Here is an 11,097-nt window from a genome sequence, read left to right as displayed (position 1 = left end):
GCATGACGTCAATCGCCAAAGCCGTCCTCACCCTGGAGCGGCAACGCTGAAGAAGCTCACTGTTCCACTGCTGTTGGTACTTGCCGTGCCCCCGCCCCCACCGCAGGTGTAGTAGCAGCCGTCGGCACCGACTGTGCCGCTGGGGACACCGGGGGTGGGACTCTGGCCTCCGCCGCGGCCCGGCTCGTTGTGACCCGTGCCGTCATCGAGCCACAGACCCGTGGGATCGCTAAAAGTGACAGGGTTATTGCCCGCGTAGGTGTAGCCGTTGAGCGACTGGTGCTGGTCCGGGATGAGCACCGGGTCCACGCTGATGAAACGACCTGTTGACGGGTCGTACTCACGCGCCCCCACATGCGTCAACCCCGAAGCGGAGTCCGCCGAAGCGCCGAGGAACCCCTTGTCGTCGGGCCAGGGGCCGTACGCCGGTTGGCCGCGGTCGGCACCGAACGGCGTGCTGGAGCGCTTCGTGACCACCTGAGTCGCGTTGTCGATCGCGAGACCGCTCGTACCGTGATGATCCGCAGCCAGCCAACTCAGCTTGTCCGTGCCCGACTTGTTGCTGCGCAGGGCGATCGTGGCACCAGCGCCCGTGTAGTAGCGCTGGGCCCAGAACTTCGCCGTCGACGTGGAGGTGTCCAGGCGCACCTCCGTGGCACCCAGGTACAGGACCGACTCACCGGCCGCGTTGCGGCGGATCAGCAGGTTGCCGTCTGCGTCGTAGACGTAGCCGGTGGTGCTGGTGCCCTCCTTGAGGGTGTCGAGCTTGCCCTCCGCCGACCAGGTCAGCGTCTGGCTCGCTGTGCCGTCCGGTCGGGTCGTGGTGTTGCCCGTCGCGTCGTAGGCGTAGGCCGCAGTGACACCCGTGCAGGTACTGGCAGCGGTGGTAGCGAGGAGGCGGTGGACCTTTGTGCTGTCGTAGCAGTACGTCCTGTTCGTCGTCGCGCTGCTGGTCTTGGCGGTCTCGTTCGCGCGCAGGCCCGAGTCCTTGTACGTGTACGACGTCCAGTACGGAGCGGCGCCGCCCAGGTTGGCCGTCGTACGGCCGGCGGTGGCGCAGTCCGCCGTCGACGGGGTCCAGGCCTCGGTCAGGCGGCGGTGGCCGTCGTAGGTGAAGCACTGGTTGTCCGCCGCGCTGGTGCCACCGAGGGTCATCGGGTCCGAGATGGACGTGACATTGCCTGCGGCGTCGTAGGCGTAGTTCAGTTGCTGGAGCGTGTAGGCGTGTGTGTCGTCGGTGACAGCGTGTCCTTGTTCTGGCCGTAACGGATCTCGGTGAGATAGCCGCCGCGGACGTACTTGGCCGTAGCTGTGGATGCACCGTTCTTGGCGTAGTAGTTGGTCTCGGGCGTGTACCAGTACGTCATGGCGTTGTCGTGGACGTCCACGACGTAGTCCAGGTTCCAACGCCAGGCCTGGGTGAGCGAGCGGTCGGCGAAGGCAGAGCCCTTGTCGTAGCCGGGCTCGCCGGAGTCGTTGCCGTATACCGGCACCGTCCACACAGAGTTGGTGAGGTCGCTGGTGGCCGCGCCGGGGAGCTTGTGCTGGCCGAAGACGTACAGAAAGGGCCCCGAGAGACCCTTTCCCAACCACCGCGTCCCGTTTCCGAGCTCACACCCCAGCAGCCGCACCCCCCGAAGCCGGCCGGATCTTCCGCAGCGCGTACCCCATGAACGTCGCGTTGGCCAGAGCCGCCGCAGCGATGCCCACGAGGTAGAGGGCCAGGAACACTCCGCCGCCCGTGCCGTTCAACGTGCTCTCGGGGAGAAGCGTGTAGAGGAAGCTCAGGGGAGCGGTCAGCAGCCACGGCACCACGCCCGACATGGAGGCGTCGGCGTGGGAGACGAAGAAGGTGTCGATGAGGAAGAAGCCCGTCGCGGCGACGACCACGGCCAGGTAGCCCCGGGAAAGCCAGTTGTCCGTGGCCAGGGTGAGCAGGGTGCGGGGGCGGCGGTTGCCGTTCATCGTGTCCTCCGGTGAGTGCGCCGCGTCGTGCTGCGCGATGCCTCAACCATGGCCCGCGCACCGCTGTCCTGGCATGAGTACACCTACTTATCCGTAACTAGGCTGCTTCGGCCCCGAGTTGAACCTCAGCCGCTTCGGCGACAGCCCAGCACGCGCCCGCCGGACCCCAGAAGCCTCGCCCCAGCCCCGTCGTGCCTTGCGGTCGGGCATCAACCTCGCCGCCAAGCCGCTCGCGACTCCCTTCGCCTTTGCGGCGAAGGTGTCGCCATCGCGCATGAATAGTCACCCGATCAAGCAGTCCACCTTTGATTCACAGGGCACTCACAGAGAACGGCACGCATCAACCCTTTCACCTCACTCCCCCGCCCCACCCTCTGGACACCAAGAAAAGTTAGGCTAACCTAACCTTCGAATTGTCCGGCGGGCCGAACCGCCCCGTTCGAAAGCAGCCATCTCATGTCCAACGCCCGTGCCATCCACCTCTCCCGCCGCGGCATGCTCGCCGCAGGCGGCGCCCTCGGCCTCGGGGCCGTCCTCGCCGCCTGTGGGGACGACGACGCGAAAAGCGGTGGCTCGGACGCGGACGCGTCGAAGGCCGCCGCCGCTCCCGCCGGGCCCTGGACGTTCAAGGACGACCGCGGCCAGACCGCCAAGGCCGACAAGGTGCCCTCCGCCATCGTCGCCTTCACCGGTGTCGCCGCCGCGCTCTACGACTACGGCGTCGAGGTCAAGGGCGTCTTCGGCCCGACCACGACCAAGGACGGCAAGGCCGACGTCCAGGCCGGCGACCTGGACGTCACCAAGGTGACCGTCCTCGGCAACGAGTGGGGCCAGTTCAACATCGAGAAGTACGCGGCCCTCGCCCCGGACCTCCTCGTCACCACGATGTTCGACAGCGCGGGCACCCTCTGGTACGTCCCGGAGGAGTCCAAGGAGAAGATCCTCGCCGTCGGCGCCCCGACCGTCGGTATCTCCGTGTTCGACATCCAGCTGGACCAGCCGCTGCAGCGCATGCTGGAGCTGGCCAAGTCCCTCGGCGCGGACACCGCCTCCGCCAAGGTGACCGCCGCGAAGAAGGCCTTCGAGGACGCCGCCGCCCGACTGCGCGCGGCCACCAAGGCCAAGCCGAACATCAAGGTGCTGGTCGGTTCCGCGAGCCAGGACATCTTCTACGTCTCCGGCTCCAACCTCTCCGTCGACCTGGAGTACTTCAAGGCCCTCGGCGTGAACTTCGTCGAGCCGTCCGCCGATGCCCTGAAGGCGAGCGGCGGCTGGTACGAGAACCTGAGCTGGGAGAACGTCGACAAGTACAAGGCCGACGTCATCATGATGGACAACCGTACGTCGGCGATCCAGCCCGCCGACATCACCGAGGCGACCTGGAAGCAGCTGCCCGCGGTGAAGGCGGGTCAGGTGATCGCACGTAATCCCGAGCCGATCCTGTCGTACGACAAGTGCACGCCGCTTCTCACGAGCCTCGCGGAGGCGATCGAGAGCGCGAAGAAGGTCGGCTAACGCCGGGCGCCCAGAATCTGCGCCGTGAGTGTGCTTGGTCGTGGGGAACTGCGGGCCCGCCTTGGCTGGTCGCGCAGTTCCCCGCGCCCCTTTCGGGGCGCGTCATCGCGTCCCCTGACAATTTGCATCAGGAGTTCGCATGACGACCGCCGCCGTCACCGCCCCCTTCCGGTTCTTCGCCCTCCATGTCGTTCGCACCGTCCGGCTCGGGCCCTCCCTCGTGCGTGTCACCTTCGCCGGGGACGATCTGTCGGCCTTCCTCTCCGACGGGTACGACCAGAGCCTCTCCCTCTTCCTGCCGCACCCGGGGCAGGGCGCCCCCGCCGTGCCCGTCGAGCTGGGTGACGGATGGTGGCAGGGATGGCGTGAACTCCCGGACGACGTACGGGCGGTGATGCGCTCGTACACACTCCGCGCGCTGCGCGCCGACGCCCACGGCCGCACGACGGAGATCGACATCGACTTCGTCCTGCACGGCGTCGAGCCGGGTGCCGCCGCCCCCGCCGGTCCGGCCTCCCTGTGGGCCTCCCGCGCCGGCGCCGGTGACCGCGTCCTCCTGCTCGGACCGGCGATCGCGGACAACCGCGCGATCCGCTTCCGCCCGCCGACCGGCACCGACCTCGTCGTCATCTGGGCCGACGAGACCGCCGTACCGGCCGCCTCCGCGATCCTCGGACAGCTCCCCGCCGGCACCCGGGCCCAGGTCTGGCTGGAGGCCGGGCACGCCGGGGACATCCAGGATCTGGCGACCTCGGCCGACGCCGAGATCACATGGCTCGTGCGCGGCGCAGGTACGACCACAGACACGGCCGCCGGCGCGCCCACGGCCCTGGAGAGCATCCGAGGCGCCCAACTCCCCGGCGCCGAGCGGCCGTACGCCTGGATCGCGGGCGAGTCGTCCGCGGTGAAGGAGTTGCGCCGGCATCTCGTACGGGAGCGCGGGATCGACCGTCGGGCCGTCACCTTCGTCGGTTACTGGCGGCGCGGACTCAGCGAGGAGCAGCTCCGCGAACAGTCCGAATAACGGCACAGAGGCATGGATCACAGCCTGTGACGGGTGGGGGCAGGAGTGACCCACAGAAACTTAGGTTAGGCTAACCTAAGTTCAGCCCGTTCGACATGGCGAACAAGCACCTGCCCTCTCTGTCCCCTCGGAGGCTCCCCCGATGCGCTCGCACCTGCTCAATGACACGACGGCGGAGCGGTACCGCCGCTCCGTGACCGAAGGAGTCGAGCGGGTGGCCGCGAAACTCGCCACCACGGACCGTCCGTTCACCGGCGTCACGGTCGACGCCCTCGCCCCCCGCATCGACCGGATCGACCTGGACCGGCCCCTCCTCGACGAGGCCGCCGCCCTCGACGAGCTCGAAGAGGTCTATTTGCGCGACGCGATCTACTTCCACCACCCGCGCTACCTCGCCCACCTCAACTGCCCGGTCGTCATACCCGCGGTGCTCGGCGAGGCGATCCTCTCCGCCGTCAACTCCTCCCTCGACACCTGGGACCAGTCGGCCGGCGGCACCCTCATCGAGCGGAAACTGATCGACTGGACCAACGAGCGCATCGGCCTCGGCCCCGCCGCCGACGGCATCTTCACCAGCGGCGGCAGCCAGTCCAACCTCCAGGCGCTGCTGCTGGCCCGCGAGGAGGCCAAGAGCGAGTCCGCCGCCGAACTGCGTATCTTCGCGTCCGAGGTCAGCCACTTCAGCGTGAGGAAGTCCGCGAAGCTCCTCGGGCTGAGCCCCGACTCGGTCGTCTCCATCCCCGTCGACCACGACAAGCGGATGCAGACCGTGGCCCTCGCCCACGAGTTGGAGCGCTGCGAGCGCGACGGCCTGGTTCCCATGGCCGTCGTCGCCACCGCCGGCACCACCGACTTCGGCTCCATCGACCCACTGCCCGAGATCGCCGAACTCTGTGCCCAGTACGGCACTTGGCTGCACGTCGACGCCGCCTACGGCTGCGGACTGCTCGTCTCGGTCAAGCGCCGCGACCTCCTCACCGGCATCGAACGCGCCGACTCGGTCACCGTCGACTACCACAAGTCCTTCTTCCAGCCGGTGAGTTCGAGTGCCCTGCTGGTCCGGGACGCGGCCACGCTCCGCCACGCGACCTATCACGCGGAGTACCTCAACCCGCGCCGCATGGTGCTGGAGCGCATCCCCAACCAGGTCGACAAGTCCCTTCAGACGACCCGCCGTTTCGACGCGCTCAAGCTGTGGATGACCCTGCGCGTGATGGGCGCCGACGGCATCGGCGGGCTCTTCGACGAGGTCTGCGACCTGGCCCAGGAGGGCTGGGAGCTGCTCGCCGCCGACCCGCGCTACGACGTCGTCGTCGAGCCTTCCCTCTCCACCCTCGTCTTCCGCTACATCCCCGCCGCCGTCACCGACCCGGCGGAGATCGACCGAGCCAACCTGTACGCGCGCAAAGCCCTGTTCGCCTCCGGGGCGGCCGTGGTCGCGGGGACGAAGGTCGGCGGACGCCACTACCTCAAGTTCACCCTGCTCAACCCCGAGACCACGACGGACGACATCACCGCCGTACTCGACCTGATCGCCGGCCATGCCGAGCAGTACCTGGGAGAGTCCGCCGACCGCGTCGCTTCCGCCACTTCCGTCGCTTCCTGAAGCCGAAGCCATGAACAGAACCGAAGCAGTGAACAGCACCGGAGCAGTGGACAGGACCGAAGCAGTGAACAAGACCTACGACTTCATCGGGATCGGTCTCGGCCCCTTCAACCTCGGCCTCGCCTGCCTCACCGAGCCGATCGACGAACTCGACGGCGTCTTCCTGGAGTCGAAGCCCGACTTCGAGTGGCACTCGGGGATGTTCCTCGACGGCGCCCATCTCCAGACGCCCTTCATGTCGGACCTCGTCACCCTCGCCGACCCGACCTCCCCGTACTCCTTCCTCAACTACCTGAAGGAATCGGGCCGTCTGTACTCGTTCTACATCCGCGAGAACTTCTACCCGCTGCGCGTCGAGTACGACGACTACTGCCGCTGGGCCGCCAACAAACTGCGCAGCGTCCGCTTCAACACCACGGTCGCAGAGGTGACCTACGAGGACGAGGATGACCTGTACATCGTCCGCACGGTCGCCGGTGACCTCTACCGGGCGCGCAAGCTCGTCCTCGGCACCGGTACTCCCCCGTACATCCCGGACGCGTGCGCGGACCTGGACGGCGACTTCATCCACAACTCCCAGTACATGCGGCACAAGCGGGAGTTGCAGGGCAAGGAGTCGATCACGCTCGTCGGCAGCGGTCAGTCCGCCGCCGAGATCTACTACGACCTCCTCAGCGAGATCGACGTCCACGGCTACCGGCTCAACTGGGTGACGCGCTCGCCGCGTTTCTTCCCGCTCGAGTACACCAAGCTGACGCTGGAGATGACCTCCCCGGAGTACATCGACTACTTCCGCGCGCTGCCCGAGCGGACCCGCTACCGCCTCACGCAGGAGCAGAAGGGCCTGTTCAAGGGCATCGACGGCGAACTGATCAACGAGATCTTCGACCTGCTCTACCGGAAGAACCTCGGCGGTCCGGTCCCCACCCGGCTGCTCACCAACTCCGCGCTGCACAAGGTGACTTACGAGAGCGGGAGCGCGACGTACACGCTCGGGCTGCGCCAGGAGGAGCAGGAGAAGGAGTACACCCTGGACACCCAGGGCCTGATCCTCGCCACCGGCTACAAGTACGCCGAGCCGGAGTTCCTGAGGCCCGTCCGCGACCGGCTGCGCTACGACACCCAGGGCAACTTCGACATCGCCCGCAACTACGCGATCGACACGACCGGACGCGGGGTCTTCCTGCAGAACTCCGGTGTCCACACCCACTCGATCACCTCGCCCGACCTGGGCATGGGCGCGTACCGCAACAGTTTCATCATCGGCGAGCTGCTCGGCAGCGAGTACTACCCGGTCGAGAAGACCATCGCCTTCCAGGAGTTCGCCGTATGACCTCCCCAACCGCCATGACCGCCACGACCTTCACCTTCCGGCCGCTCGACCCCCTGCAGGACGCCGAGCTGCTGCACGAATGGCTCACGCACCCCAAGGCGGCCTACTGGATGATGCAGGACGCCCGCCTCGAAGACGTCGAGCGTGCCTACATGGAGGTCGCCGCCGACGAGCACCAGGAGGCCCTGCTCGGCCTCCACGACGGCGAGCCCGTCTTCCTGATGGAGCGGTACGACCCGGTGCACCGCGAGTTGGTCGGCCTGTACGAGCCGCGGCCCGGCGACGTCGGCATGCACTTCCTGGTGCCGGCCACCGACACACCCGTGTCCGGGTTCACCAGGTCCGTCATCACGGCCGTGATGACCCACCTCTTCGAGGACCCGCGCACCGCCCGCGTCGTCGTCGAGCCGGACGTCGGCAACACGGCCGTACACGCACTGAACGAAGCCGTCGGGTTCGTGCCCGAGCGAGAGATACAGAAGCCGGAGAAGAAGGCGTTGCTGAGTTTCTGCACCCGCGAGCAGTTCGAGAGGGCGATGTCCGTATGAGCCTCGCCGACGCCACTGCCCACCTCTCCCCCGAACGCTGGGAACAGGCCAACCGCCTCCTGATCCGCAAAGCCCTCGCCGAGTTCGCGCACGAACGGCTGATCACCCCCGAACCCGAGCCCGGATCCGAAGCAGCCGGCTACGTCGTACTCGGCGACGACGGCCTGACCCGCTACCGCTTCACCGCCACCCGCCACGCCCTCGACCACTGGCAGGTCGACGCCGACTCGATCACCCGGCACCGGGACGGGGCCGAACTCCCGCTCTCCGCCCTCGACTTCTTCATCGAGCTGAAAAAATCGCTCGGCCTGAGCGACGAGGTCCTGCCCATATACCTGGAGGAGATCTCCTCCACCCTCGCCGGGACCTGCTACAAGCTCACCAAGCCGCAGATCCCCGTCACCGAGCTCATCCACAGCGGGTTCCAGGCGATCGAGACGGGGATGACCGAGGGCCACCCCTGCTTCGTCGCCAACAACGGGCGGCTCGGGTTCGGCGTGCACGAGTACCTCTCGTACGCGCCCGAGACCGCGAGCCCGGTCCGGCTGGTGTGGCTGGCCGCGCACCGCTCGCGCGCCGCGTTCACGGCAGGCGTCGGTATCGAGTACGAGGCCTTCCTGCGCGCGGAGTTGGGGCAGGAGACGGTCGTCCGCTTCCGTACGAAACTGTCCGACCAGGGCCTCGACCCCACCGAGTACCTCTTCATCCCGGTTCACCCCTGGCAGTGGTGGAACAAGCTCACCGTCACCTTCGCCGCCGAGATCGCGCAGCAGCACCTGGTCTGCCTGGGGGAGGGTGACGACGAGTACCTCGCCCAGCAGTCCATCCGGACCTTCTTCAACCGGACCGACCCCGAGAAGCACTACGTCAAGACGGCACTGTCGGTCCTCAACATGGGCTTCATGCGCGGGCTTTCGGCCGCCTACATGGAGGCGACGCCGGCCATCAACGACTGGCTCGCCCAACTCATCGACAACGACCCGGTGTTGAAGTCGACCGGCCTGTCGATCATCCGCGAGCGCGCGGCGGTCGGCTACCGCCACCTGGAGTACGAGGCCGCCACCGACCGCTACTCCCCGTACCGCAAGATGCTGGCCGCTCTCTGGCGCGAGAGCCCGGTGTCGTCCCTGGGCGAAGGGGAGTCCCTCGCGACCATGGCCTCCCTGGTGCACGTCGACCACGAGGGCCGCTCCTTCGCGGCGGCGCTCGTCGAGCAGTCGGGCCTGCCCCCGAAGGAGTGGCTGCGCGGCTATCTGAACGCCTACTTCACCCCGCTCCTGCACAGCTTCTACGCCTACGACCTGGTCTACATGCCGCACGGCGAGAACGTCATCCTCGTCCTCAGGGACGGCATGGTCCAGCGCGCGATCTACAAGGACATCGCCGAGGAGATCGCCGTCCTGGACCCGGACGCGGTACTGCCGCCGACGGTCGAGCGACTGCGCGTGGACGTACCGGAGGACAAGAAGCTCCTGTCCGTCTTCACGGACGTCTTCGACTGCTTCTTCCGTTTCCTGGCCGCGAACCTCGCCACCGAAGGCGTCCTGGAAGAGGACGACTTCTGGCGGACGGTCGCCGAGGTCACCCGCGCCTACCAAAAGGCGAACCCCCAACTGGCCGACAAATTCCGCCAGTACGACATGTTCGCCCCCGAGTTCGCCCTGTCCTGCCTCAACCGGCTTCAGCTGCGCAACAACAAACAGATGGTGGATCTGGCGGATCCGGCAGGCGCCCTCCAGCTGATCGGCACCCTGAAAAATCCCGTCACAGGGTTCTGATCAAGGCAGACGGGCTCCCCGAGTACGGTCCTCGGGGAGCCCGCCGCCGATCCGGTCCTGGCGGCCTGTCACGGCGGACACGCGCAGGAGTGGCGGGTCCTCCGGCTGGCAAAAGGGGGCAGTCGCCCTCAACGGCGTGCGCCCACGAGCAGGGTGCTCCGCGCCCTACCCGGAGGACCAGGTGTTCCTGCAGAGGGCCGAGGCCGGCGGCTCCTTCGTCCTCGTCGTCCTCGTCTGCCAGGACAACCCGGAGGTCACCTCGAGGTGCGCTCCGGCAAGCTCTGGATGCGCACAACGACCCTGGCCGACAAGGCCGTTCGGTTCGCCTTCGACGACAAGGCCGCGAACGCGCTGGGGTTGTGACGGCCCGGTGCCAGAATCTCCTCATGGCGGAAATCATCCAGAAGGACGGCACGTGGGTCTTCGACGGTGACGCCCTCCGGCTCACCCCGGGGCGTGACAAGAACGTCAGCCTGCTCCGCAAGGAACTGGGCGAACTCACCGTCCCCCTCCACGCGTTGGCCGGTGTCTCCTTCGAGCAGGGCAGAAAGTCGGGGCGCCTCAGGCTCCGGCTGCGCGACGGCGCCGACCCGCTGCTCCAGGCGACCGGCGGCAAGCTGGCGGAACCCAACGACCCGTATCAGCTGAACGTCGAGTCGGACCGGTACGGCGTCGCCGAGTACCTCGTGGACGAGGTCCGCAACGCGCTGCTGCTGGACGAGGTGCCGTCCGGTGCGGTGGACCGGTATCTGCTGCCCGGGCCCGCCGTACCGCTGTCCGTGTCGGCCGGGGACGGCACCGTGACCTTCGACGGTGAGCACATCCGGCTGGAGTGGAACTGGAAGACGGAGGACGCGAAGTCCGCCGCCGGCCCCCGTTCCCTGGCCGTCGGCGACATCGCGGCCGTGGAGTGGCATCCGGCGGTGGGCCTGGAGAACGGCTACCTGCGCTTCGGTGTGCGGCACGCGCCGACCAAGACCCCGCCGAAGTACGACCCCAACTCCGTCGAGCTGTGGGGATTCAAGAAGGACCCGCTGATGGCGTTGGTGGCGGCGGCCGTCCAGGCCCGCCTGCCGCATCCGGCGGCGCCCGTGACGGACGTACCCCCGCAGCGACAGAAGGAGATCACCGGGCCTCCGGCCGACAACGCACCGCCCTTCGTCGAACACGACCACGACGCCCAGCTCCGCCGGCTCCGCGAACTCGGCGAGTTGCACCAGACCGGCGTCCTCACGGACGACGAGTTCGCACTCGCCAAACAGGCGGTCCTCAAGCGCATGTAGAGATGCGGGTGAGAACCCGCGACTCCCGCCGGAGAACCGCCTGTT

10 protein-coding genes are annotated in these 11,097 nt (G+C 67.7%); 7 read left to right on the top strand and 3 right to left on the bottom strand.

The window, feature by feature from the left end:
• Positions 1–27: 27 nt before the first annotated feature.
• The 3 genes from IEY89_RS15465 to IEY89_RS15455 are packed head-to-tail and all read right to left on the bottom strand — an operon-like array spanning position 28 to position 1,965.
• A complete protein-coding gene (locus IEY89_RS15465) occupies positions 28–1,155 on the bottom strand; it encodes an RHS repeat-associated core domain-containing protein (RefSeq protein WP_189147944.1) in 1,128 nt (375 codons plus the stop codon).
• A gap of 47 nt (positions 1,156–1,202) precedes the next feature.
• The gene (locus tag IEY89_RS15460; protein ID WP_189147943.1) at positions 1,203–1,589 is read right to left on the bottom strand and encodes a SpvB/TcaC N-terminal domain-containing protein; all 387 of its coding nucleotides are present in this window, start codon (positions 1,587–1,589) and stop codon (positions 1,203–1,205) included.
• A 22-nt stretch (positions 1,590–1,611) separates the two neighbouring features.
• Positions 1,612–1,965, bottom strand: a complete 354-nt coding sequence (locus IEY89_RS15455) for an SCO4225 family membrane protein (protein ID WP_189147942.1) — start codon at positions 1,963–1,965, stop codon at positions 1,612–1,614.
• Between the two features lie 456 nt (positions 1,966–2,421).
• Between IEY89_RS15455 and IEY89_RS15450 the strand changes: the two genes are divergently transcribed.
• The 7 genes from IEY89_RS15450 (at position 2,422) to IEY89_RS15420 (ending at position 11,052) form a co-directional block, all read left to right on the top strand.
• Entirely contained in the window at positions 2,422–3,480 is a 1,059-nt protein-coding gene (locus IEY89_RS15450) for an ABC transporter substrate-binding protein (protein WP_189147941.1), read from the top strand.
• A gap of 139 nt (positions 3,481–3,619) precedes the next feature.
• The gene (locus IEY89_RS15445) at positions 3,620–4,504 is read left to right on the top strand and encodes a siderophore-interacting protein (protein ID WP_189147940.1); all 885 of its coding nucleotides are present in this window, start codon (positions 3,620–3,622) and stop codon (positions 4,502–4,504) included.
• Between the two features lie 142 nt (positions 4,505–4,646).
• Complete coding sequence (gene desA / locus IEY89_RS15440) at positions 4,647–6,110, top strand: lysine decarboxylase DesA (RefSeq protein WP_189147939.1); 1,464 nt, start codon at positions 4,647–4,649, stop codon at positions 6,108–6,110.
• A 10-nt stretch (positions 6,111–6,120) separates the two neighbouring features.
• Positions 6,121–7,443: a lysine N(6)-hydroxylase/L-ornithine N(5)-oxygenase family protein gene (locus IEY89_RS15435; RefSeq protein ID WP_189147938.1), complete on the top strand. Its 1,323-nt coding sequence runs from the start codon at positions 6,121–6,123 to the stop codon at positions 7,441–7,443.
• Entirely contained in the window at positions 7,440–7,991 is a 552-nt protein-coding gene (locus IEY89_RS15430; RefSeq protein ID WP_189147937.1) for a GNAT family N-acetyltransferase, read from the top strand. Before IEY89_RS15435 ends, IEY89_RS15430 begins: the two co-directional genes overlap by 4 nt.
• Positions 7,988–9,769: an IucA/IucC family protein gene (locus IEY89_RS15425; RefSeq protein ID WP_189147936.1), complete on the top strand. Its 1,782-nt coding sequence runs from the start codon at positions 7,988–7,990 to the stop codon at positions 9,767–9,769. Before IEY89_RS15430 ends, IEY89_RS15425 begins: the two co-directional genes overlap by 4 nt.
• Positions 9,770–10,155: 386 nt before the next feature.
• Complete coding sequence (locus IEY89_RS15420; protein WP_189147935.1) at positions 10,156–11,052, top strand: DUF4429 domain-containing protein; 897 nt, start codon at positions 10,156–10,158, stop codon at positions 11,050–11,052.
• Positions 11,053–11,097 lie beyond the last annotated feature (45 nt).

Source organism: Streptomyces lacrimifluminis (genome assembly GCF_014646095.1).
GTDB lineage: Bacteria > Actinomycetota > Actinomycetes > Streptomycetales > Streptomycetaceae > Streptomyces > Streptomyces lacrimifluminis.
The sequence above is the reverse complement of the archived record's forward strand: the minus strand, read 5'-3'. Positions and strand labels throughout refer to the sequence as shown.

What these genes read in the sequence shown, in the direction of transcription:
- IEY89_RS15465 (WP_189147944.1), bottom strand. Translation starts at nt 1,155, where the DNA reads ATGACCCTCGGTGGCACCAGCGCGGCGGACAACCAGTGCTTCACCTAC.
- IEY89_RS15455 (WP_189147942.1), bottom strand. Translation starts at nt 1,965, where the DNA reads ATGAACGGCAACCGCCGCCCCCGCACCCTGCTCACCCTGGCCACGGAC.
- IEY89_RS15450 (WP_189147941.1), top strand. Translation starts at nt 2,422, where the DNA reads ATGTCCAACGCCCGTGCCATCCACCTCTCCCGCCGCGGCATGCTCGCC.
- IEY89_RS15445 (WP_189147940.1), top strand. Translation starts at nt 3,620, where the DNA reads ATGACGACCGCCGCCGTCACCGCCCCCTTCCGGTTCTTCGCCCTCCAT.
- desA (WP_189147939.1), top strand. Translation starts at nt 4,647, where the DNA reads ATGCGCTCGCACCTGCTCAATGACACGACGGCGGAGCGGTACCGCCGC.
- IEY89_RS15435 (WP_189147938.1), top strand. Translation starts at nt 6,121, where the DNA reads ATGAACAGAACCGAAGCAGTGAACAGCACCGGAGCAGTGGACAGGACC.
- IEY89_RS15430 (WP_189147937.1), top strand. Translation starts at nt 7,440, where the DNA reads ATGACCTCCCCAACCGCCATGACCGCCACGACCTTCACCTTCCGGCCG.
- IEY89_RS15425 (WP_189147936.1), top strand. Translation starts at nt 7,988, where the DNA reads ATGAGCCTCGCCGACGCCACTGCCCACCTCTCCCCCGAACGCTGGGAA.
- IEY89_RS15420 (WP_189147935.1), top strand. Translation starts at nt 10,156, where the DNA reads ATGGCGGAAATCATCCAGAAGGACGGCACGTGGGTCTTCGACGGTGAC.